The organism is Breoghania corrubedonensis (assembly GCF_003053845.1).
Classification (GTDB): domain Bacteria; phylum Pseudomonadota; class Alphaproteobacteria; order Rhizobiales; family Stappiaceae; genus Breoghania; species Breoghania corrubedonensis.
The window spans coordinates 418,662-441,311 of sequence record NZ_QAYG01000002.1; the positions used below are offsets into that span (position 1 = coordinate 418,662).

20 protein-coding genes are annotated in these 22,650 nt (G+C 65.7%); 8 read left to right on the top strand and 12 right to left on the bottom strand.

The genetic code is table 11. From position 1 onward, the window contains the following. The first annotated feature begins 64 nt into the window (after positions 1 to 64). A complete protein-coding gene (locus C8N35_RS10085; protein ID WP_107989543.1) occupies positions 65 to 973 on the top strand; it encodes a 4-(cytidine 5'-diphospho)-2-C-methyl-D-erythritol kinase in 909 nt (302 codons plus the stop codon). Positions 974 to 1,087: 114 nt separating this feature from the next. On the opposite strand, the gene C8N35_RS10090 is transcribed toward C8N35_RS10085, so the two are convergent. Next, positions 1,088 to 2,101, bottom strand: a complete 1,014-nt coding sequence (locus C8N35_RS10090) for a polyprenyl synthetase family protein (protein ID WP_428977104.1) — start codon at positions 2,099 to 2,101, stop codon at positions 1,088 to 1,090. Between the two features lie 280 nt (positions 2,102 to 2,381). On the opposite strand from C8N35_RS10090, the gene C8N35_RS10095 reads away from it, so the two are divergent. After that, the gene (locus C8N35_RS10095) at positions 2,382 to 2,621 is read left to right on the top strand and encodes a putative signal transducing protein (protein WP_107989545.1); all 240 of its coding nucleotides are present in this window, start codon (positions 2,382 to 2,384) and stop codon (positions 2,619 to 2,621) included. Further along, the gene (locus C8N35_RS10100) at positions 2,618 to 3,424 is read left to right on the top strand and encodes a tRNA1(Val) (adenine(37)-N6)-methyltransferase (protein WP_107989546.1); all 807 of its coding nucleotides are present in this window, start codon (positions 2,618 to 2,620) and stop codon (positions 3,422 to 3,424) included. The genes C8N35_RS10095 and C8N35_RS10100 overlap by 4 nt, the downstream gene beginning before the upstream one ends. A gap of 36 nt (positions 3,425 to 3,460) precedes the next feature. On the opposite strand, the gene C8N35_RS10105 is transcribed toward C8N35_RS10100, so the two are convergent. The 4 genes from C8N35_RS10105 to pcaB form a co-directional block, all read right to left on the bottom strand. Continuing rightward, positions 3,461 to 3,730 (bottom strand): usg protein, encoded by a 270-nt coding sequence (locus C8N35_RS10105; protein ID WP_107989547.1) that lies wholly within the window; start codon positions 3,728 to 3,730, stop codon positions 3,461 to 3,463. A gap of 191 nt (positions 3,731 to 3,921) precedes the next feature. Beyond that, on the bottom strand, positions 3,922 to 4,347 hold the full coding sequence (locus C8N35_RS10110) for a c-type cytochrome (protein WP_107989548.1): 426 nt from the start codon (positions 4,345 to 4,347) through the stop codon (positions 3,922 to 3,924). Between the two features lie 48 nt (positions 4,348 to 4,395). After that, complete coding sequence (gene pcaD / locus C8N35_RS10115; protein WP_107989549.1) at positions 4,396 to 5,181, bottom strand: 3-oxoadipate enol-lactonase; 786 nt, start codon at positions 5,179 to 5,181, stop codon at positions 4,396 to 4,398. 44 nt (positions 5,182 to 5,225) lie between these two features. Beyond that, positions 5,226 to 6,629, bottom strand: a complete 1,404-nt coding sequence (pcaB, locus tag C8N35_RS10120) for a 3-carboxy-cis,cis-muconate cycloisomerase (RefSeq protein ID WP_245926747.1) — start codon at positions 6,627 to 6,629, stop codon at positions 5,226 to 5,228. A 386-nt stretch (positions 6,630 to 7,015) separates the two neighbouring features. On the opposite strand from pcaB, the gene C8N35_RS10125 reads away from it, so the two are divergent. Both C8N35_RS10125 and C8N35_RS10130 read left to right on the top strand, forming a co-directional pair. Further along, positions 7,016 to 7,957 carry an AAA family ATPase gene (locus C8N35_RS10125; protein WP_107989551.1) on the top strand — a complete coding sequence of 314 codons (942 nt, stop codon included), beginning with the start codon at positions 7,016 to 7,018 and terminating at the stop codon, positions 7,955 to 7,957. 250 nt (positions 7,958 to 8,207) lie between these two features. Then, on the top strand, positions 8,208 to 9,428 hold the full coding sequence (locus C8N35_RS10130) for a vWA domain-containing protein (RefSeq protein WP_107989552.1): 1,221 nt from the start codon (positions 8,208 to 8,210) through the stop codon (positions 9,426 to 9,428). Between the two features lie 253 nt (positions 9,429 to 9,681). Here C8N35_RS10130 and C8N35_RS10135 read toward each other — a convergent pair whose 3' ends face one another. The 6 genes from C8N35_RS10135 to C8N35_RS10160 form a co-directional block, all read right to left on the bottom strand. After that, positions 9,682 to 10,788: a branched-chain amino acid ABC transporter substrate-binding protein gene (locus C8N35_RS10135; RefSeq protein WP_107989553.1), complete on the bottom strand. Its 1,107-nt coding sequence runs from the start codon at positions 10,786 to 10,788 to the stop codon at positions 9,682 to 9,684. A gap of 184 nt (positions 10,789 to 10,972) precedes the next feature. Then, a complete protein-coding gene (locus C8N35_RS10140) occupies positions 10,973 to 11,335 on the bottom strand; it encodes a DUF6867 family protein (protein WP_107989554.1) in 363 nt (120 codons plus the stop codon). A 114-nt stretch (positions 11,336 to 11,449) separates the two neighbouring features. Beyond that, positions 11,450 to 12,214 (bottom strand): ABC transporter ATP-binding protein, encoded by a 765-nt coding sequence (locus C8N35_RS10145; protein WP_107989555.1) that lies wholly within the window; start codon positions 12,212 to 12,214, stop codon positions 11,450 to 11,452. Beyond that, the gene (locus C8N35_RS10150) at positions 12,211 to 13,056 is read right to left on the bottom strand and encodes an ABC transporter ATP-binding protein (RefSeq protein ID WP_107989556.1); all 846 of its coding nucleotides are present in this window, start codon (positions 13,054 to 13,056) and stop codon (positions 12,211 to 12,213) included. The genes C8N35_RS10145 and C8N35_RS10150 overlap by 4 nt, the downstream gene beginning before the upstream one ends. Continuing rightward, on the bottom strand, positions 13,053 to 14,594 hold the full coding sequence (gene livM / locus C8N35_RS10155) for a high-affinity branched-chain amino acid ABC transporter permease LivM (protein ID WP_107989557.1): 1,542 nt from the start codon (positions 14,592 to 14,594) through the stop codon (positions 13,053 to 13,055). Before livM ends, C8N35_RS10150 begins: the two co-directional genes overlap by 4 nt. Positions 14,595 to 14,598: 4 nt before the next feature. After that, a complete protein-coding gene (locus C8N35_RS10160) occupies positions 14,599 to 15,534 on the bottom strand; it encodes an ABC transporter permease subunit (protein WP_107989558.1) in 936 nt (311 codons plus the stop codon). A 384-nt stretch (positions 15,535 to 15,918) separates the two neighbouring features. Here C8N35_RS10160 and C8N35_RS10165 point away from each other — a divergent pair, with 384 nt between their 5' ends. The 3 genes from C8N35_RS10165 (at position 15,919) to C8N35_RS10175 (ending at position 18,643) form a co-directional block, all read left to right on the top strand. Continuing rightward, positions 15,919 to 16,437 carry a flavin reductase gene (locus C8N35_RS10165; protein WP_107989559.1) on the top strand — a complete coding sequence of 173 codons (519 nt, stop codon included), beginning with the start codon at positions 15,919 to 15,921 and terminating at the stop codon, positions 16,435 to 16,437. Positions 16,438 to 16,662: 225 nt separating this feature from the next. Further along, complete coding sequence (locus C8N35_RS10170; protein ID WP_170122065.1) at positions 16,663 to 17,598, top strand: helix-turn-helix domain-containing protein; 936 nt, start codon at positions 16,663 to 16,665, stop codon at positions 17,596 to 17,598. A 22-nt stretch (positions 17,599 to 17,620) separates the two neighbouring features. After that, positions 17,621 to 18,643, top strand: a complete 1,023-nt coding sequence (locus tag C8N35_RS10175) for a P1 family peptidase (RefSeq protein ID WP_107989662.1) — start codon at positions 17,621 to 17,623, stop codon at positions 18,641 to 18,643. 346 nt (positions 18,644 to 18,989) lie between these two features. On the opposite strand, the gene C8N35_RS10180 is transcribed toward C8N35_RS10175, so the two are convergent. Then, complete coding sequence (locus C8N35_RS10180) at positions 18,990 to 22,505, bottom strand: indolepyruvate ferredoxin oxidoreductase family protein (RefSeq protein ID WP_107989561.1); 3,516 nt, start codon at positions 22,503 to 22,505, stop codon at positions 18,990 to 18,992. Positions 22,506 to 22,650 lie beyond the last annotated feature (145 nt).

The following is a 22,650-nucleotide window of genomic DNA, read 5'->3' on the forward strand; positions in this document are numbered from 1 at the left end:
CCGAAACATGGGAAACGAAGCAATGGCGGCCACCGGCCGCCATTTTCTTTCGTGAGACCGCACCATGCCTGCTGCCATAGATCCCCCCGCTTCCCGCGAGCCGGCGCCCGATAGCGCCGCCCCCATCCGCGAGGAAGGCCGCGCCAAGGTCAATCTCGCCCTTCATGTCACGGGGCGGCGGGCCGACGGCTATCATGAACTGGACACGCTGGTCGTCTTCCCGCCCTTCGGGGATCTGTTGGAAGTCCGCCCCGGCGCCGGGCTGTCGCTGAGCGTGAGCGGACCGTTCGCCGCCGATCTCGGCCCGGCTGACGACAATCTGGTGATGCGGGCGGCGACGGCGTTGCAAGCGGCCTTCCAGGTACAGCACGGCGCGGCACTCTCCCTGGAAAAGCGCCTGCCGGTCGCCTCGGGCATCGGCGGCGGTTCGGCCGATGCCGCAGCCGCCCTGAGGGCGCTTTCCCGGCTGTGGCGGCTCGATGCCCGCGATCCGCGCATTGCGGAAATTGCGGCCCGTCTCGGCGCCGACGTTCCCATGTGCCTCGCCTCACGCCCCTTGCGCGCAAGCGGCATCGGCGACGTTCTGAGCCCTGTCGCCAACCTTCCCGCAGCCGGTCTGGTGCTCGTCAATCCGCGTGTGGCCGTGGCGACGCCGGCCATCTTCAAAACATTGAAAACCCGCGAGAACCCGCCGCTTGGCGATCTTCCTGGTTTTGCCAACACGTCGGCACTGACGGACTGGCTCGCCACGACCCGCAACGACCTTCAGTCCCCCGCTTTGGAGACCTCGCCGGTCATCGCGGATGTGCTGGAGGCGCTGGAAGCGTTGCCTGGCTCGTTGCTCGCCCGCATGTCCGGCTCGGGCGCCTCCTGTTTTGCGCTCTTCGCCGATACGACAATGGCAAAAGCCGCCGCCGGCGCGCTTGCCGCCGCGCGGCCGGACTGGTGGATCTGCCAGACAGAGGTGAGATAACGGCACACCGCTGAACCCGGCATATCCGCCCCCTCTCCCATGGGGAGAGGGCCGGGGTCGAGAGCCGGGGTCAGGGGATGCGATGCCGCGTGGAACCGGAAAAACCGGCCCCGCTCAGTGCACGCGTTCGATGCAGAAGTTCACGACTTCCAGAAGCGCCTGCTTGTGCTCGCCGACAGGCAGCGGCGCCAGCGCATCACGGGCAACCGCGCCGTAGTGGCGGGCCCGTTCAACCGTGTCGGCGATGGCGCCCTGATGGCGCATCATCTCGATCGCCTTTTCCAGATCACCGTCTTCGATCTGGCCTTCTTCCAGGCAACGCTTCCAGAAGGCGCGATCCTCGTCGGAGCCGCGACGATAGCTCAACACCACCGGCAGCGTGATCTTGCCTTCGCGGAAATCGTCGCCGGTGCGCTTGCCGAGTGCTTCGGCGGACCCGCCGTAATCCAGAGCATCATCGACAAGCTGGAATGCGAGCCCGAGATTGACACCGTAGGAACGACAGGCCGCGCGCTGGGCGGCGCTGGCCTCGGCGATGATTGGCCCGACTTCGGCGGCGGCGGAAAACAGCGCGGCGGTCTTGGCACGGATGACGGCGAGATAGTCGTCTTCCGTCGTCTCGGTGTTCTTGGCGGCGCCAAGCTGCATCACCTCGCCCTCGGCGATGACGGCGGCGGCGTCCGACAGCACGGCGAGCGCGTCCATCGAGCCGACCTCGACCATCATCCGGAAGGCCTGGCCGAGCAGGAAATCGCCCACCAGCACACTCGCCTGATTGCCCCAGACCTTGCGCGCGGCGAGCTTGCCGCGGCGCATGTCGCTTTCGTCGACGACGTCGTCATGCAACAGGGTGGCGGTGTGCATGAACTCCACGCAAGCCGCGAGCTGGGTATGCCCGGCGCCTTCGTAGCCGAACATCTGCGCGGTCGCGATGGTCAGCATCGGCCTCAGCCGCTTGCCGCCGGACGAAATCAGGTGGTTGGCGACCTCCGGGATCATCTCCACATCGGAGCCCGCCTTGGACAGGATGATCCGGTTGACATCCTCCATGCCCTGCTGGACGAGCCCGCTCAGCCGGGAAATCCCTGCCGAATCTTCTTTTTCCTCAAATGGCACGACCACGCCCACGCCTGCTCTCCGCTTATCCTGGATTTCCGCGCGGACAATAGGTCCCAAAGCACGCCTCGGCAAGACGCGCCTGAGAAAACGGGCCGTTTGAGCGGGCTGCCCCGATCCGCCAATCGTCATAACTGGCAAGGGTGTGCGAGGGAGAGCACCGATGGCGGTGCCGTATCGTCGCCTTCGATTCGCGCAAGGTTCGTCTGGGTGACGTCGCATTCACGGTGCCACGTCCCATCGCATTCGCTACACAATGCACTAGATTCGTCGCGAAACGGGGATCAGGAACTTGGAAGAGCTGCTCAAGACGAACAATCCCGTCACCATCTCCTATGTCGAGGCGCTGCTCGGCGAGGCGGGTATCCATTTCCTCGTGCTGGATCAGCACATGAGCGTGATGGAAGGCTCGCTTGGCCTGTTGCCGCGGCGAATTCTCGTGGAAACGGAAGCGCTTGAGGAAGCCCGCGATTTGCTGGACGAAGCGGGGCTCGGTGCCGAACTGGCGCCCGCGAAGGGACAGGGCCGGTGAGCGACGAGGAACCGGAAGCCGCGTGCGGCGATGCGGACGGGCCTCTGGAGCGGACATGCGACACCTTTCTGGGCGGATTGGTGGAGCTGTTCCAGCCAAAGGCGCGCCACCACCGTTCCGGGCTCGATGCGGTGTTGCTGGCCGCCAGTCTTGCCTCCGACACGACGGGCCGGGTGGTCGATCTCGGGGCTGGAGCGGGGGCTGCGGGACTGTGCGCCGCCGCGCGGTTGCAGGAGGCGGAAGTTACCCTGGTCGAGCGCGAAGACGCGCTGATCGCGCTTGCCCGCGAAAGTCTGACGCTGCCTGCAAACGCCGCATTTTCCAAGCGCGTTCAAATACTTGCCGCCGACATTACGGCCAAGGGGCGGGCCCGCAAGGCGCAAGGGCTCGTGCCCGGCATGGCGGATCATGTGATCATGAACCCGCCCTTTTACGACACCCGCCACCGCCCCTCCCCGCATGCGGGCAAGGCGGGCGCCCATGTGCTGGCTGCGGACGGGATCGATCCGTGGCTCCGGACAGCCTCCGACCTGCTCGTCTCCGGCGGGTCGATGACGCTGATCTTCCGCGCCGACGGCCTTGACGACGTGCTCGCAGCCACGGCCGGTCGGTTCGGGCAAATCACTGTTTTCCCTGTATTTCCGCGCGCCGGCGACGATGCGACCCGCATCCTCGTGCGCGGCATTCGCGGGTCGCGCGCGCCCATGCGGCTGAGACCGGGACTGGTGCTGCACGGCGATGGATCCGGCTTCGCGCCGCAAGTGGAGGCGATCCTGCGCGAGGGGACGGCGCTGACGCTGTGAGAGGGCAGGAAGGCGGCGCAGCGCCGTCGTTTCACCTCAGTTCAGCAGCATCGACACATCGACATGGCGCCAACGGGCGGGACCGATCACGCCCTTGTGGGCGAAGCGGACGGAATGCAGCGATCCGTCCAACTCCTTGCTCCAGAAGTCCAAAAAGCGACGAAGCTCGGGAAACCGGGGGGCGAGATCCCAAGTCTGCCACAGGAAGGTCTGCAGCAATCCCGGATGGTCCGGCAGGTGGTAGAGGATTTCCGCCGTCGTCAGTCCGTAGCCGCGCATCTGCGCACTCAATTGCGAACATGCCATGTGCTTTCTCCGCCCAAAGCTGGATGGAGACAAGTGTTCGGCCCAAATGGCATGACGACAAGTCGTATTTTATCGAATATCTTTTCAAATCAACGTGTTATCAGCACGCTTGCGAGAGTGCTGCCACGCTTTTGCATTCGATTAGAATTTCTGTCGAATAGCGTTCGAATTTCCTCGTATTTCCCGCAAATTCAAAAACTCTTCAAATAGGCGATGAACGCCGTGCTCTGTTCCGGCTCCCAGGTGATTTCCGGCATGTCGGCATGCCCGGTGACAATGCCCTCCGCCAGCGCCTCCTCCAGTTGCTCGACCGGATAGCGTGCGGAGAGATCGCGGAAGGCCGGCGCCTCGGCAACGGGGCTTTCGTCGCCCGCCCCCACCGCATGGCAGGAGGCGCATTCGGCCTCGGCCAGCGCCCGCCCCTCTTCCACCTGCGCGGCGGCTCCGCCCTCCGTCTCTTCCACCACCTGCGCGGCGGGTTCCCCGCCCGTCTCTTCCACTTGCGCGGCAGGCCCACCTGCCGCCTTTTCCGCCGAATCGGCGACAACCGTCAGCGCCACCGCCCAGGCCAGTGCTGTCAGCGCGCCAACCAGCGCCCCCTTCCAACCGTTGGTCATTCACTCCCTCTCCCCGATGGTTCCCCGCAAGATATTCCCCCTCATTCCTCAATCGGCCAGAAAATTCGCCACCGCCTCGTTGAACAGGTCGCGCTGCTCGATGTTCGACAAATGCGCCGCATCGGGCAGGACGACGAGGCCGGCCCCGGCGATGGCCTCCGCGATCTGGTGGGCATGGTCGGGCGGCGTTGCCGCGTCCTCCGCCCCGGCGATGACCAGCACCGGGTTCCCGATCGCCTTGATGGCCTCGCGCTGGTCCATCGCCGCGATCGCCTCGCAGCAGCCCGCATAGCCTTCCGGACTGGTGGCCAGGATCATCTCCCGGATGCGGGCGACGCGTTCCGGCTCGCGCGTCTGGAAGCCTTCGGTGAACCAGCGGTTGACCACGGCGGCGACGATAGACTGCATGCCGTTGGCCCGCACGGTCGCGGCCCGGTGATGCCACATCTCTTCCGTCGGCATGTGCGCGGCGGTATTGGCGTAGACCATTTTGCCGAACCGGTCGCCCGCGTTGATGCCGAGCCACATGCCGACCATGCCGCCCTTGGAAAGGCCGCAATAATCGACCTTCTCCAGCCCCAGCATATCCATCAGGCAGAGCACGTCGCGGCCCAGCCGCTCGATCGAATACGGCCCCTTCGGCGCGCCCGAGCGGCCATGACCGCGGCTGTCGTAACGCAGGATCCGGCGGGTGGCCGAGAATGCCTCGAGCTGGTCCTCCCACATGCCGAGATCGGTGCCGAGCGAATTGGAAAACAGCAGCACGGGGGCATCGGCGGCGCCCTCGAATTCGTAAGTCAGCTCAATGCCGTCGTCGGTCGTGATCGTTGGCATGGGGTCCTCTCCGTTTTCCAGCCGCTATGCCGCAGGGCTTATAGTCATATGCCTTGAACGGCCTCTCCATGGTCATCCGGCCGCTCATCCTCTCGCGCCTCGCGCCAGGCGCCAAGCGCGCGGTCGATGAAAACGTCCGCAGAGCCGACATAGCCGAGCGGATCGAACACGGCGTCGATCTCTTTCGCGCCAAGATGCGCGGCGACCGCCTCACTCTCCTTCAGGACGTCCCTCAGGTGACGGTTCTCGGCCACGGCCTGTTTCGAGGCGGCTTCGAGGATGTGATGGGCAACGCCGCGTCCCGTCTTCGGCGCCAGCTTCATCATCACGGCTTCCGCGAACACGAGGCCCCTGGTGATCTCCAGGTTCTCGCGCATGCGCTCGGCGCGCACCTCCAGCCCCTCCAGCACCGTGACGAGCGGCTGAACCGCGGCGGCGGTGAGGACGAACAGCTCCGGCACCAGCCCCCACTCCGCCTGCCAGCCGCCGGTGGCGCGCTCGTGCGGCTGGTCCATGGTGGAAGAGAGCGCGGCGGCGCGGGCCTGGGCCTGAAGTGCGGCTCCGCGCGCAGTCGCGGCCCCCACGGGATTGCGCTTGTGCGGCATGGTGGAAGACCCGCCCTTGCCCGGGGCCGCCGGCTCGAACACCTCGCCCACCTCCGTCTGCATCATCAGGACGATATCGCCGGCGACCTTCATCATGATGCCGGCGACCGCGCCCACCGCCTCGCCGATTTCGGCAATGCGCTCGCGGGTGGTGAACCAGGGAACGGCGGGAGCATGGAGCTTCAGCTCCACCGCAAGCTCGTCGCGCACCTGCGCGCCGTGGGGCCCGAGCGAGGCGAGCGTGCCGACCGCCCCGCCAAATTGCAGTGCAAGGGAATGCTCCATCACCCCATCGATGCGCGAAACAAGCCGCTGGACGGATTCCAGCCATGAGGCCGCCTTCAGCCCGAAAACGGTGGGAAGCCCCTGCTGGAGGAAGGTGCGCCCGGCCATCGGCGTGGCGCGGTGCGCATCGGCGAGCATCGCGCAGGCATTGCCGAGGCGCACCAGATCGGCACGCAGCAGCCTCAGCCCTTCGCGCGCCTGCAACATCAGCCCGGTATCGATGACATCCTGGCTGGTGGCGCCCCAATGGACGAAGCCGGCGGCCTCCCCCTTCACCCGCTCCGTCAACGCCTTGACGAGGGGGATGGCGACATTGCCGCCAAGCGGCACCTTCGCGCCGATTTCCGCGGGGTCATAGAGGTGCGCGCGCGCCGCCCGGGCAACCGCCTCGCCCACCGCATGGGGCACAACGCCGAGGCGCGACTGCACGCGGGCAAGTGCGGCCTCGAAATCGAGCATGGCCTGAAGACGCGCCGCATCGTTCCAGATGGCGCGCATGGGCGCGGTGGCGAAAAGCCCGCCCAGCAATTCGGAATCGATCGCGCCAACGCCACCCACGGCAACTTCCTCCCCTTGTCCGTCCCCACCGTTTAAACGGCCATCCCTGATTAGAACAACCGGCGTCGAGAGGAAATCGTCACGCATGGAAAAAGTTGCGATGGCCCCGGCGGAACCCGGATAGGCTTGAGGAACGCCAGATAGCCTTGAGGAACGATTGCACATGACCTTGGGGAGCGTTAGCAAGGATGGAGCGAAACGAAACCGGGAATAGTCCCCTCTCCCTTGGGGAGAGGGTTAGGGTGAGGGGTATCGGGCTCTCGTGGATACGGAGGATTCGCATCCCCTCACCCGGGCCGACGGCCCGACCTTTCCCCATGGGAGAGGCACTCGCGACGCGAACGGGGCTTGGACTTGAAGCGGAACGACAAGAGCGGACGGAACGCATGAACGATGAAACGGCCCTGAAGGGCGCGGCACTGCCGCAATCGATCGACGAGACGCTGGGACTGCTGTCCTCCGCCGGCTACGTGGCCGACCGCGCGCTGGCGACCGTGCTCTATCTGGCGTTGAAGATGAAGCGGCCGCTGTTTCTGGAAGGCGAGGCCGGCGTCGGCAAGACCGAGATCGCCAAGGTGTTGTCGGCAACGCTGGGGCGCGACCTCATCCGTCTGCAATGCTACGAGGGCCTCGACGTTTCCACCGCCGTCTACGAGTGGAACTACGCCGCCCAGATGGTCGAGATCCGCATGGCGGAGGCCGCCGGCGAGACGGACCGTGGCGAGCTTGCCCAGGACATCTTCTCCGAGCGCTTCCTGATCGAGCGGCCCGTGCTGAAGGCCATGCGGCCGCACCTTTCCGGCCCGCCGGTGTTCCTGATCGACGAACTGGACCGCGCGGACGAAGCCTTCGAGGCATTTCTGCTGGAGGTTCTTTCCGACAGCCAGGTGACCATTCCGGAAATCGGCACCATCCGCGCGCCGGAGCCGCCGATCGTCATCATCACGACGAACCGCACCCGCGAGATCCACGACGCGCTGAAGCGGCGCTGCCTCTATCACTGGGTGGACTACCCGGATGCCGAGCGCGAGCTGACCATCGTGCGCACCAAGGTGCCGGGCGTGAACGAGCGGCTGTCGGGCGAGGTCGTCGCCTTCGTGCAGCGGCTGCGCAAGGAATACGAACTGTTCAAGCAGCCCGGCGTGGCGGAGACCATCGACTGGGCGACGGCGCTGACCGAGCTCGACCAGCTGGCGCTCAACCCGGAAATGGTGAGCGACACGCTGGGCACGCTGCTGAAATACCAGGACGACATCGAGCGCATCCAGGGATCGGAAGCGAAGAAGATCGTCGACGAGCTGAAGAAGGAGATCGTGGCGGGGATGTGAGGGGAATTTCGGCGTTTCGGGTGGCCGACGGAAGAACGTTGGCCTCGGCTGTCATCCCGGCCGCGGCGAAGCGGAGAGCCGGGACCCAGTAATCGGGGTGTTTTCGAACATGCCAGGATGGCGGACCACGCCACAGGCCTGTTCCCCGCAGGAACCTCAAACCGCAACGGTTACTGGATCCCCGCCTGCGCGGGGATGACAACCTTTTGGAAGCACGGCCGAAGCGTACACGGAGACCGCGAACCACACGATGACCGACACCCCAGCCACCGAACCCGGCGCGCTCGCCGACAACATCGTGCATTTCGCGCGCGCGCTTCGTGCCGCCGGGCTGCCGGTGGGGCCGGCCGCCGTGATCGACGCCATCCGTGCGGTGGAGGTGGCCGGCATCGCCAGCCGCGACGACTTCTACTGGACCCTGCATTCGATCTTCGTGAAGAAGCGCGACCAGCATGCCGTCTTCGAGGAGGCGTTCCGCATCTTCTGGCGCTCGCGCGGGCTCGTTGAGAAGATGCTGGCCCTGCTCTCCCCCGTCGCCCCGCCCAGAGGCGAGCCGCAAAAGCCCAAGGCCGCCCAGGCCCGCGTCGCCAACGCGCTGCAGCAGGACACGCTGCGCCAGGCGAAGGAGACGAAGCCGGAAATCGAGATCGACGCGAGCTTCACCGTGTCGGGCGCGGAGGTACTGCAGACGAAGGACTTCGCGCAGATGTCGGCGGCCGAGATCGCCGCGGCGAAGACCGCGCTTGCCCGTCTCATCCTGCCGGTCGACACCGTGCGCCAGCGCCGGCTGGTGGCCTCGACAGCCCGCGCCCGCATCGATCCGCGCCGATCGCTGCGCGCCTCCATGCGCGCCGGCGGCGACATGATCGCGCTGAAATACAGGAAGCCCGCCGAAATCCACCCGCCCATCGTGGCGCTGTGCGACATCTCCGGCTCGATGAGCCAGTACACCCGCGTCTTCCTGCATTTCCTGCATGCGTTGACGGAGAACCGGCGCAAGGTACACACGTTCCTGTTCGGCACGAGGCTTTCCAACGTCACCCGCCAGCTTGCCATGAAGGACCCGGACGAGGCGCTGGATGCCTGCACGGGAACGGTCGAGGACTGGTCGGGCGGCACGCGGATCGCGACCGCGCTTCACGAATTCAACCGCAAATGGTCGCGCCGGGTGATGCATGGCGGCGCGATCGTGCTGCTGATCACCGACGGGTTGGAGCGCGACAGCGAGGAGGATCTGGCGGTCGAGATGGACCGGCTGCACCGCTCGTGCCGCAAACTCGTGTGGCTGAACCCGCTCCTGCGCTTCGATCGCTTCGAGGCGAAGGCGCGCGGCATCCGCGCGATGCTGCCGCATGTGGACGAATTCCGCCCCGTTCATTCGCTGGAGGCGGTGGAGGACCTGTGCAACGCGCTCGCCGGCGACGGAAAGGGCGCCGGGAACCCGCGCGACTGGCTGAGGAAGGTGGGGTGAACGGTTCGTAACGCGCGTGCGTCAGGATATGCGGTGCGCGCGAGGGGGGGTACGAGGGGTCGGGCGTGGCCCATCCTTCGAGACGGCCGCTTGCGCGGCCTCCTCAGGATGACGTTGTATCTGTTGTTGGCTTCACTCTCGAAGGACGGGCCCCGCCTGCCATGCCCGCCCCACGAGCGCCCTTCGCCAACGAAAAAGCCTCCGGCGCGCTGGCGCCGGAGGCCTGATCGGAGGAGAAAGCCGAAACGGCCGACTACTTCATGTAGTCGTACTTGCCGTCGTGCCACTCGTAGAAGACATAGCCCGGCAGGGTCACGTCGCCCTTGTCGTTGAACGACATGTTTTCGCCAAGCACCGTGTTGAAGGTGCCGTCGTCGAGCGCCTTGACCACGGCGTCGTAGTCGGTCGAACCGGCCGCCTTGACCGCATCCACGTAGGTCTGGATGGCGGCGTAGGTGTACATCACGTAGCCTTCCGGCTCGATGCCCTTCTTGCGGAACTCGGCCACGATCGGAGCCGCGGCCTCGTTCTTGCGCGGATCGGGCGAGAAGGTCATCAGCGTGCCCTCGCCGGCATCGCCCGTGATCGCCCAGTACTCGTCGGTAACCAGCGCATCGCCGGAAACGAGGAGCGTCTTCATGCCCTGGTCGCGCATCTGGCGGGCCATCAGGCCGGCCTCGGTGTGGTAGCCGCCAACATAGAGAACGTCGATGTTGTTCTGCTTCAGCTTGGAGACGAGCGCGGTGTAGTCCTTTTCACCGGCGGTGTAGGATTCCACCATCGTCGGCTTCTTGCCGGCCTCTTCCATGTACTTCTGCGTTTCGTCGGCAAGACCCTTTCCGTAGGCGGTCTTGTCGTTGATGATGGCGATGTTCTTGTCCTTGAACTTGGTCGCCAGGAACTTGCCCGCAACCGCGCCCTGCTGGTCGTCACGACCGCAGACGCGGAAGATGCCGGGGCCGGGACGCTCGTCGGTGAACTTCGGGTTGGTGGAGGCCGGCGTGATCTGGATGATGCCCTCTTCGGCATAGACCGCGGAGGCCGGGATCGACGAGCCGGAGCAGAAGTGGCCGGCCACGAAGACCACGCCCTTGCCGACGAACTGGTTGGCGACGGCGACCGCCTGCTTCGGATCGCAGGCATCATCGCCCACTTCCAGAACCAGCTTCTCCCCGTTGACACCGCCGGCCGCGTTGATGTCGGCCACCGCCTGCTCGGCGCCCGCCTTCATCTGCTGACCGAAGGCGGCGTATTGACCGGTCATCGGACCGGCCGTTGCGATGACGATATCCGCGAAGGCGGCCGTGGACATGGCCATGCCGAAGGACATCGCGACGCCGGCCAATAGAATCTTCTTCATGCAAAACTCCCTGGTTCAGATTGCCAAGTGAACCTCTCTGGACGGGGATTTTCTCCCCAAGGTGCAGGTTATTTTCCCCTGCAATTCGCGCAAGCGGCGGCCATCCGGCACGACCATCCTGCGCAACCGGAGGAAGCGGCCGATCAGGCCACGCCCCCGGAATACCGTATGACGGAAAGCCCCCTCAGGCCCGCCCGCCCGACGATTTCGACCGTTCCCGCCACGAAAACGGGCTCGATTTCTCGTAAAGCCAGCTGTACTGCGTCGCCATCTGCCCGGTGCGCGTATAGCGCCAGCCCGCAAAACCCAGAACCGCCAGCACCACCAGATCGATCAGCCAGTAGTGCACGCTCAGCAGGCTGCCGTGGAACAGCGCGTAGTGCAGAAACCGCACCGCGAAGGACAACAGCACCAGGAACCAGGCCAGCAGCCATGTCGGCCGCCAGGTCAGCGCCGAGGCGCGTCCCGTGAGCCAGGCCGCGCCACCGCCCAGAAAGACGGTGACGAGCAGGAAATCGCCGAGCGAGACTTCGAAGATGATACCCATTTTTCCCGCCTTCTGGAGCAGATCCGCTTCTTGCAGAACCGGATCTTGGCTCCAACCCCTTGTTTCAACGCAAATCCGGACGGATAACCGGTGACCACTTATCCTGGATTTGCTCTAGTGCGCGCCGCCTTCGAGATAGGCCGCCTTGACGTCGTCGCGCGCGAGAAGTTCGCGCCCCGTGCCCGACATGGTGATGAGACCGTTGACCATGACGTAGCCGCGATGGGCGAGCTTCAGCGCATGATAGGCGTTCTGCTCCACCAGGAACACGGTCAGCCCCTCGTTGGTGTTGAGTTCGTGAATGATCTCGAAGATCTGCTTCACCACCAGCGGCGCCAGCCCCAGCGACGGCTCGTCGAGCAGAAGCAGCTTCGGCCGGCTCATCAGCGCCCGGGCGATCGCCAGCATCTGCTGCTCGCCGCCCGACAGCGTGCCGCCGCGCTGGCCCTTGCGCTTGGCCAGGATCGGAAACAGCTCGAAGACCCGCTTCAGATCTTTGTCGAAATGCGTCATGTCGGTGATGGAGGCCCCCATCTGCAGGTTTTCCATCACCGTCATGCGCGGGAAGATGCGCCGGCCTTCCGGCGACTGGGCGATCGACATCCGCGTGATCTCGTGCGTCGGCATCTGGGTGATGTCGAGGCCGTCATAGGTGATCGTGCCCTCGCGCGCCTGGGGAGAGCCGCAAATCGTCATCATCAGGGTCGACTTGCCCGCCCCGTTGGCGCCGATCAGCGTGACGATCTCGCCGGGATGAACCTCCATGTCGACGCCGCGCAAGGCGACGATCTTGCCGTAATAGGTCTTGACGCCGGACACCCTCAGGAGGGGCTCCCCGGCCGGAGCCGCGGCGGCCGCCGCTGCGCTTCCCTCGCTCATAGGCCCACCTCCTCTTCGACCAGTTCGACTTCCTCGTCGGCGACGCCCAGATAGGCGGCGATCACCTTGGGATCGCTCTTCACCGCGTCGGGCGTTCCGTCCGCGATCTTCTCGCCGTAATCGAGCACGATCACGTGGTCGGAGATTTCCATCACCACCGACATGTCATGCTCGATGAGGACGACGGAGGTGTCGTGCTCCTTGCGGATGTACATCAACAACGCGTTGAGCTCCGCGCTCTCGCGCGGATTGAGGCCGGCGGCCGGCTCGTCCAGACACAGCACCTGCGGCCCCGTGCACATGGCGCGCGCGATCTCCAGCCGGCGCTGATCGCCATAGGGCAGATCGGCGGCCGGGTCGTCCGCCCGCTCGACGAGATCAATCTTGTCGAGCCAGTAGCTTGCGTGTTCCACCGCCCGCCGCTCCGCCCGGCGGAAACGGCCGAGACCGAAAATGCCGGCGAACGACATCGCCGACGCGCTCATCAGCGGATTGTGCTGGGCGACCATCAGGTTTTCCAGAACGGTCATGCCGCCAAAAAGGCGGATGTTCTGGAACGTGCGCGCCACCCGCGCATCGCGCGAGATCTCGAAATCGGGCATCCGCTCCAGAAGATACGAATCGCCCGAGGAATGGCGCACCGTGAGGCGCCCTTCCGTCGGCTTGTAGAAGCCGGTGACACAGTTGAAGACGGTCGTCTTGCCAGCGCCGTTCGGCCCGATCAGCGCGGTGATGTCGCCGCGCCCGATATCGAAGGAGAGGTCGTCGACGGCGACCAGACCGCCAAAGCGCATGGTCAGGTGCTCGACGGTGAGTACGGGGTTTTCCTTCCAGCGGGTCATCCCTGCCCCTCCTGCACCATGTCCGCGGATATGCCCGTTCGTCGCTTGAGCCCGATGGTCGGCTTTCTGGTGGAAATCAGGCCGCGCGGCTTCCACACCATGATGATGACCATCAACAGACCGAAGACAAGCATCCGGTATTCCTGAAGGTCACGGAAGAACTCGAAGCCGCCGATCATCACCACCGCCGCGATGACGACACCGATCTGCGAGCCCAGCCCGCCGAGCACGACGATGGCCAGGATCACCGCGCTTTCGATGAAGGTGAAGCTTTCCGGCGAGATGAAGCCCTGACGGGTGGCGAAGAACGAGCCGGCGAAGCCGCCGAACATCGCGCCCGTGGCAAAGGCGGAGAGCTTGGTGTTGGTGGTGTTGATGCCGAGAGAACGACAGGCGATCTCATCCTCGCGCAGCGCCTCCCAGGCGCGCCCCACCGGCAGCCGGCGCAATCGCATGGTCACGAAATTCGTCACCAGAGCCATCGCCAGAATGACGTAGTAGAGGAAGATGATGCGGTGGATGGACGAGTATTGAAGCCCGAACAGGGCGGCGAAACCATCGTCCCCGCGATCGAACTCGATACCGAACAGCGTCGGCCGCGGAATGCCGGAAATGCCGTCCGGTCCGCCGGTGAAGTCGTACCAGTTGAGCAGGATCACGCGGATGATCTCGCCGAAGGCCAGTGTCACGATGGCCAGATAGTCCCCGCGAAGCCGCAGCACCGGATAGCCGAGGATCATGCCCCAGCAGGCCGCCAGGATGCCGGCAAGCGGCAGGCACATCCAGAAGCCGAGCCCGAAATACTGCGACAGCAGCGCGAAGGAATAGGCGCCCACCGCATAGAAGGCGACGTAGCCCAGATCAAGCAGGCCGGCGAGGCCCACCACGATGTTCAGCCCCCAGCCCAGCATGATGTAGGTGAGCACGAGGATCGCCAGATCGAGATATTGCCGCGACCCGCGCGAGCCGAGCCACTCGATCAGGATGAAGGGAACGGCCACGGCCAGAAGGCCGAGCGCCAGCGGCAGCCACTTGCCCAGCGGCGCGAGCCCCGCCTTGATCGAGGCGGCTGCGCCGGGACCGGTGGGCGCGGCACGTTTCTCGGCAAGCCCCAGAAGTGCTGTCGCGACGATGGCGGCGACGACGGCGAGCGCCAGCAGCAGCAGGATCCACAGCCAGTCGTTGCTTTCGATCGCGCGGGCCGGCGACAGGCCGGCAACGGCCCCCAGGAAGCGGTCCACCAGATAGAAGATGACCAGTGCCGCCAGGATCGACAGCCCCAGCAGAACCGTCCGGAAAGTGACGGTGCGCGGCGTTTCAGGCCGCCACACATACATGTTGAGCAGCATGCGTCCGGCGAAGACGACCACCACCGTGATCGCCACCGCCGCCCAGCGATAGTCGACCGCCAGGCCACCGATGGAAATCTCGGTGCGCATGCCGATCAGCATGAAGGACAATGCAAGCGTGATGAGCGCCGCGATGCCGGAATCCTTGAAGGACGCCTTCAGCCGGCTTTCGGATACGAGATCGGACATGATTTCAGACCTTCTCCACTTCCGGCTTTCCGAGCAGACCCTCAGGCAGGAAGATCAGCACGATCGCAAGGATGGAGAAGGCGGCGACGTCCTTGTACTCGACCGAGAAATAACCGGACCAGAATGTCTCGATCAGACCGATCAGCAGACCGCCGAGCATCGCGCCGGGCAGAGACCCGATACCGCCGAGCACGGCGGCGGTGAACGCCTTAACACCGGCCAGGAAGCCGATGTAGAAATCGATCACGCCGTAGTAGAGCAGGAACATCAGCCCCGCCACGGCGGCGAGTGCCGCGCCCATGACGAAGGTCAGCGAGATGGTGCGGTCGACATTGACGCCGATCAGCGATGCCATCTTGCGGTCCTGCTCGCACGCCCTTTGCGCGCGCCCCAGCGAGGTCTTGTTGATCAGCATGGTGAAGCCGATCATCAGCACCGTGGTGACCACGATGATGAGGATCTGGAGATAGGACAGCTGTACGACGAAGCTGCCGTCGGAACCGTCGCCCCCCATCAGTGTGAACCCGCCGGAAATGAGCGGCTGCACCGGCTTGTTGCGAGCCCCTTGGGAAAGCTGCACGAAGTTCTGCAGCGTGATCGACATGCCGATGGCGGTGATCAGCGGCGCGAGCCGGAACGAACCGCGCAAGGGGCGGTAGGCGAGCCGCTCGACCGTCCAGCCCCAGACCGAGGTCAGCACCATGGCGACCACCAGAATGCCGAGCAGGACAAGGATGAGAAGCGTCAGCGGCATCGCCGCTGTGACGCCGAACGCGACGACCATGATGAGCGCAAGGAACGACCCTACCATGAAGATGTCGCCGTGGGCGAAGTTGATCATGCCGATGATCCCGTAGACCATCGTATAGCCAATGGCGATGAGTCCGTAGATCGAACCGAGCGTCACGCCATTGATCAGCTGTTGCAGGAAATAATCCATCTCAGTCTGCTAGCCCCCGCGGAAAGGTGTAGCCGTCTCAACCAAAGAACGGTGGCGGCTTTTCATAGTTGTCAAATTCTTAGCAAGCCCCAACTCAGCATACAATTGCGTCTGTGATGGAGAATGCTGAAAAGAAGGGCGTTTCCAATTTTTGAACGATCAGGAAAATTATTCCCACAACCGATTGAGCTTACAAGCCCCGAAAATCGTTTTTTTCACTCTAAGGCAGGTCCCTCCCGGACACCAGCGCCTATGCGACACTTGAAAGCCGCTGCGCCCTTGCGGCTTTCGCCGCTCGACGGTAGACGGGAAGTTCGCCGCCCTGTCCACCACCCCGGCCGGACCGGCCACGAAGACGCCGCAGGTCCGGCGGAAAGGAAGACAATGGCAGAGCAGGAAGCCGGAGAGACCGGCGTTTCGGGTGCCGATGGCGCTACATTCCGGCAGGCGATGAGCCGGCTTTCCCAGCAGGTTCATGTCATCACCGGTATCGGTGCGAAGGGGCGCTGCGGCGTGACGGTGACCGCCGTCGCCTCGGTGAGCGACGATCCGCCGACCGTGCTTTTCTGCCTCAACCGCTCAAGCCGCACCTTCCCGCTGTTTGAGGATGCGAAGGTGTTCTGCATCAACACGCTTGCCGGCGAGCATGTTCCGGTGGCCGATGCGTTCGCCGGGCGCGGCAATCTCGACACCGATGCGCGCTTCGCGCTGGCCGACTGGACCACGATGGAGACCGGCGCCCCGGTGCTGAAGGCGGCGCTCGCGAGCTTCGACTGCCGCGTGAGCCAGGTCATCGACATGGCCACGCACCGGATCTTCTTCGGCGTGGTGGAGGCGACGACGAACGGCGCGGACACAGCCCGCGCGCTGACCTACTACAATCGAGGGTATGTGGTGTGCTGAGAAGGCGCCGGTAGCGCCTGGGCGGAAGACAAGAACCGTGACTACCCCGCTTGCTCCCCTCTCCCCCCTTGCGGGGGAGATGTCGGCCAAAGGCCGACAGAGGGGGGTATGCGGCCAGCTCGGAGCAAGCGGCTTCCCCCCCTCTGTCACCCTGCGGGTGACATCTCCCCCTCAAGGGGGGAAAGGGGCGCAAGCCGCGCGCCTCCCGCCATCACCCACGCGATCATGCCCATACCGTTTGCCGGCGATATCGACTACGATCACCCCATGACGCACATTCAGGCGATCCCGCAATTCCACCTCTTCGGCGAGGCGCCGGACGACACCGCCTTCGACTTCATCCATGTCGAGACGCTGGCCGCCCGGTCCGCGCGCCACGGCTGGACCATCTCGCTGCACAATCACCGTCACCTGAACCACATCCTGGTCATCCGCTCCGGCGGCGGCGTGATCCGGGTGGAGGACGAGGAGACGGCGTTTCGCGGGCCGGCGGTGCTGTGCGTGGCGGCCACCGTCGTCCACGGCTTCGCCTTCGAGGAAAACATCGACGGCCACATCGCGACCTTCACCGAGGACGTGGTGTCGGGCGCGCGCGATGCGGCAGGTTCCGTGCGCGACCGGCTGCGCGCGCTGTTTGCCGATCCGGTGCTGCCGCTGGAGCCCGGCGGGGTGGCCGAGGGCATCGCCCGGCACATGGCGGCCTTGGCCGAGGAACTGGATCTCGCCCGCGACGGCCACCAGATCGCCATGCGCGCCCACCTCATGCTGATGATCCTGGAGATCGGCCGGGCGCGAACCTCAAGGACGCGCTATGCCCAGGTGACCCTGCGCGGCATGGATGAAACCGTGTCGGCATTGCGCGATCTGATCGAGGACAATTTTCGCACAACCCGGCGCATCGGCGACTATGCCGACCGGCTCGGCATGACATCGGAACGGCTGAACGAGCACTGCAAGCGGGTGACCGGGGTCACCGTCGGCCACATGATCCGCCAGCGCCTGATCACGGAAGCCAAGCGCCAGCTTCTCTTCACCGACCTCGCGGCCTCCGAGATCGCCTATGACCTGGCCTTCGCCGACCCGTCCCATTTCTCCCGCTTCTTCCGCAATCACACCGGCATGTCGCCGCAAGAATTCCGAAAAGGGAACGAGCAACGATGAGCAGTTTCAAATGATCACGGCCATGCGGCCCGGGCCGCGCAACCTGATCACCGACGTCGAGGGCCTCACCGTCGGCAACGCCTCCGATCCGCGACTGAAATCGGGGGTGAGCGTCGTTCTGCCCGACGAACCCGTCGTCGCCTCCGTCGCCATTCACGGCGGGGCGCCCGGCACCCGCGAGATCGCGCTGCTGGAGCCGGAACAGACGGTGAGCCACGTCGATGCGCTGGTGCTGTCGGGCGGCTCGGCCTTCGGGCTCGATGCGGCCGCGGGCGTGCAGTCGCGGCTGGCGGAGATGGGACGCGGCTATGCGGTGGGGCCGGTGCGGGTGCCGATCGTGCCGGCGGCGATATTGTTCGATCTCCTGAACGGCTCGGCGGTGGAAACGGAACCGGATGCGAGCTGGAACGCCAGCGCGCCCTACCGCGATCTCGGCCGCGCGGCCTGCGAGCTCGCAGCACCCGATTTCGCGATTGGAACGGAGGGCGCCGGCACCGGCGCCACGACGGCGAACCTGAAGGGCGGGCTCGGCTCGGCCTCCGCCGTGCTGGCCAATGGCGCGACGGTGGGCGCGCTCGTCGCCGTCAACGCATTGGGCCGCGTCACCATCGGCGACGGCCCGCATTTCTGGGCCGCGCCGTTTGAGCAGGATGGCGAGTTCGGCGCCCTCGGCATGCCCGCGCCGTTTCCCGCCGATGCCATGGCCGTGCGCACCAAGGCCGACACGCTGAAATCGGGCGCCAACACGACGATCGCGGTTATCGCAACGGACGTCAGCTTGACCAAATCGGAGGCCAAGCGGCTGGCTGTGATGGCGCATGACGGCATGGCGCGTGCCATCTGGCCGGCGCACACGCCGTTCGACGGGGATCTGGTCTTCGCGCTGTCGACGGGAAAGCGGCCGCTGGAAAGCCCGGCGGACCTGCTGGCGCTGGGTGCGGCGGCGGCCGCAACACTCGCCCGCGCCATCGCCCGCGGGGTTTTCGAGGCACAGAAGGCGGAAGGCGACCGCGTGCCGACGTGGACGGAGCGGTTCGGGGGGTAAGGCGCTCGCCGAACAAAACGTGTGTCGCCCCGCTCGCCTGCTCCCCCTCCCCTTCGATGTCATCCCGGCCGCAGCGAAGCGGAGAGCCGGGACCCAGTAATCGGGGGCCGCTGAGCAAGGCGGAATGGCGGACCAAGGGGGTCGCGACGCTCCCGGCAAGAACCTCAAGCCTCAACGGTTACTGGGTCCCCGCTTTCGCGGGGATGACATCGCGTTTGGGGAAAGGCAGTTCTCCCTTCCGCCCCCGGCTTCCGTCGCATGCGCCGCGCGCGCCGGATCCCCCGGACTGCGCCGGGGGATGACGATGGAGGGAGGACGCGAAACGGCAGGCGGGACAGACGCCCCCCTACTCGGCCGCCTCCAGATAGGCCGCCTGCGATCCCTCGCCGCGTGCCATCGGGCCCTTGCCGTCCAGACGCTTCAGCAAAAGCGCACGCTTTTCCGCGGCCTTCGCCATAGTGTCGTCCTTCACCGGGCCGTAGCCGCGGATCTGGTCGGGCACACGGGCAAGCTCCACCAGAAGGCCGTAATTGCCGCTCTCGATGCGCTTCAGGATCAGCTCCACGTCGCCCACGTACTCCTCGCGCAACGCGAACTCCGCCTTGCGTTCAAAAGTGCGGGCGAAGGGATCGAGGAACGTGCCGCGCAGCCGCTTAAGCCCCGCGAGCAGCTCGAACGCCTTGAAGATCCACGGGCCGTAGGCGGTCTTCCTCGCGCGGCCCGTCGCCGGATCGAGACGCGAGAACAGCGGCGGGGCGAGCACCACCTTCAGCTTCTTCGGATCGGCGAAGGTGTTGCGGAGCTTTTCCTCAAACGCCGGCTCGGCGTAAAGCCTTGCGACCTCGTACTCGTCCTTGATCGCCATGACCTTGTAGAGGTTCTCCGCGATGGTGCGCGACAGCCGCATGGCGCCGATGCCGCGCGCGGTATCGGCCGCCACGACCCGCTCCATCAACTGCGTGAAGCGATCCGCGTAGGCCCGATCCTGATAGCGCTCCAGCTCGCCGCCAAGGAAGGCGATGCGCGTCTCAAGATCCATCTCTTCCGGCACGTCTTCCTTCGGCAGGCCCGCAAGGATCGCCTCGGCGTCGTGCGCCAGCACGCGGCCGGCCTGGAAGGCGCGCAGGTTCTGCTTTACCGCCGCCCCGTTCAGCCGGATCGCCGTGTCGATGGCCGCAAACGACAGCGGCAGCGTGCCCGACTGCCAGGCCATGCCGACCAGCATCATGTTGGTGTAGATCGCATCGCCCAGGAGCTTTTCGGCGATGCCGGCGACGTCGCGCGCGGTTACATCGCGCGAGGCTTTCTTGAGGGTCGCCATCATGCGCGCCTCGTCGAAGGAGAGCGTCTGCTTCATGACGAACTCGGCCGTCGGCGCCACGCGCCCGTTGGCGAAGACGCGGGCTTTGCCCGGGTTCATCAGCGTCAGCACTTCCGAACCGCAGGAGACCACCATGTCGGAGGCGAGCAGAACGTCGAGCGTCGCGGTCGGCACGCGCGGGCCCTCCACCGGACGATCCCGGCCGGAGAAGCGCACATGCGAGGTCACCGGGCCGCCCTTCTGGGCAAGGCCGGTCATGTCGAGCGTGGAGGCGTTGATGCCGTCCACATGCGCCGCCATGGCGAGCACGGCGGCCACCGTCGTCACGCCCATGCCGCCGATGCCGGCGATCAGCAGATTGACCGTCTCGTCGAGCCCGGCGGGCTGAACCTCGGGTAGCTTCGCCACCAGCGCATCGAGATCGACGCTGCCGCCGTCGCTCTTTTTCAGCTCCGCGCCCTCGACCCACACGAAGGACGGGCAGAAGCCCTTCACGCAGGAGAAGTCCTTGTTGCAGCTCGACTGGTTGATGCGGCGCTTTTCGCCGAAATCGGTCGCCACCGGCTCCACCGACAGGCAGTTCGACTGCACCGAGCAATCGCCGCAGCCCTCGCACACCCGGTCGTTGATGAAGAGCCGCTTGTCCGGATCCTCGTAAAGACCCTTCTTGCGGCGACGGCGCTTTTCGGCAGCACACGTCTGGTCGTAGATTATCGCGGAAACGCCGGGATACGCCGCCAGATCCTCCTGCACGCCCATCAGCTCGGCGCGGTCGTGCACCGGCACGCCGGCGGCGAGGTCGCCGCGGCCCTCATAAAGCTCGGGCCGTTCGGAAACGACGACGATGCGCCCCACGCCTTCGGCCGCCAGCTGGCGGGTGATGGTGGGAACGTCGAGCGGACCGTCATGCGTCTGCCCGCCGGTCATCGCCACCGCGTCGTTGAAGAGGATCTTGTAGGTCGCCGACACCTTGGCCGCGACCGCCTGACGGATCGCCAGAATGCCGGAATGGAAATAGGTGCCGTCGCCCAGATTGACGAAGACGTGCTTGTCCTTGGCGAACGGCGCCTGGCCGACCCAGGGCACGCCCTCGCCGCCCATGGCGATCTGGCCTTCGGTGGTGCGCTCGTTGATCTCGGTCATCGCATGACAGCCGATGCCCGGCATGACGCGCGCGCCCTCCGGCGCCTTGGTGGAGGTGGAATGCGGGCAGCCGGAACAGAAATAGGGCGAACGCACCGCGCCTTCCGCATTCTCCGCCGCCCATTGCGCCTGGCGCGCCATCGAAGCCGCCACATCGCGCATCTCGTCGGTGACATGGGACTGCGGCAGGAAGGCCAGCAGGCCGACGACGAGATCGGCGGCGGAAAGCTCCAGCACGTCGGGCAGGAAGGGGTCGCCGTCCGGCGTCTTCTTGCCCCAAACCGGCGGGCGACGGTCGGCCGGCCAGTTGTAGAAGAGATCCTTGATCTGCGGCTCGATGAAGGCGCGCTTGTGCTCCACAACCAGAAGCCGGTCGATGCCGCGCGCGAATTTCGCAAGGCCCACCGGCTCCAGCGGCCACGGCATGGCGACCTTGTAGATCGCAAGCCCCATGGCCTTGGCGCGCGCCTCGTCGATGCCGAGGAGCTGCAGCGCCTGACGCAGGTCGCGATAGGCCTTGCCGGTGGCGACCAACCCGATGCGCGGGTATTCCGCACCGAAGCGGATACCGTCGAGCCCGTTCGCCCGCACATAGGCCTGCGCTGCGGGAACGCGCGCGTCGCGCATCACGCGTTCGATCTCGAGGCGGTATTTCAGAAGAAGCGGTTTGTGCCGGTCGCCCAGATCGTGGCCTTCGAGGATCGCCGGATGGATGAATCGCAGCCGGTCGTCATTGACGGAGACGACGCCTGAGGCGTCCATCGTGTCGGCAAGGCAGATCATGCCGGACCACAGGCCGCAGTAGCGCGACATTTCCAGCCCGTGCAGGCCGTAGTCGAGCACGTCCTGGATATCGGCCGGGTTGAGGAGCGGGATTTCCGCGTGCTGGAAGAAGAATTCGCTCTGCGCGGGAATGATGGAGGACTTGGCCAGATGATCGTCGCCGGCCAGCGCCAGCACGCCGCCCTTGGGATCGGTGCCCGAGGCGCTTGCCTGCCTGAGCGCGTCGCCGGCGCGGTCGACGCCCGGGGCCTTGCCGTACCAGATGCCGAAGACGCCGTCCTTGGTCGAGCCCTGGCCGTGCATCGTGACCTTCTGCGAGCCCCACACGGCGGTGGCGCCCAGTTCCTCGTTGACGCCGGGCTGGAAGACCACGTCGTAGTCCTTCAGAAGGCGTCCGGCGCGCTCGACCTCGCTGTCGAAGCCGGCCAGCGGCGAGCCGCGATAACCGGAAATGAAGCCGCCCGTATTGAGACCGGCCGCCCGGTCGAGGCGGCCCCGGTCGAGCGCGACGCGCACAAGCGCCTGGATGCCGCTCAGGTAGACCCTGCCGTCAGACGACACATACTTGTCGTCGAGGCTCACGGGTCCGAAGACAGAACCAGTCAAGGCATTCATGTAGTATCCCTCCCGAGAGAGCCCCGGAACGGCACGCGGCCATCAGGCCGCACGGCGCTCCGTCTCTTTCAAAATGAGCGACGTCTTGGCTGTTCAACGTTTCAACCTGCAAACAGGTTTCCGTTACGGAGCGGCCTCCCGTATC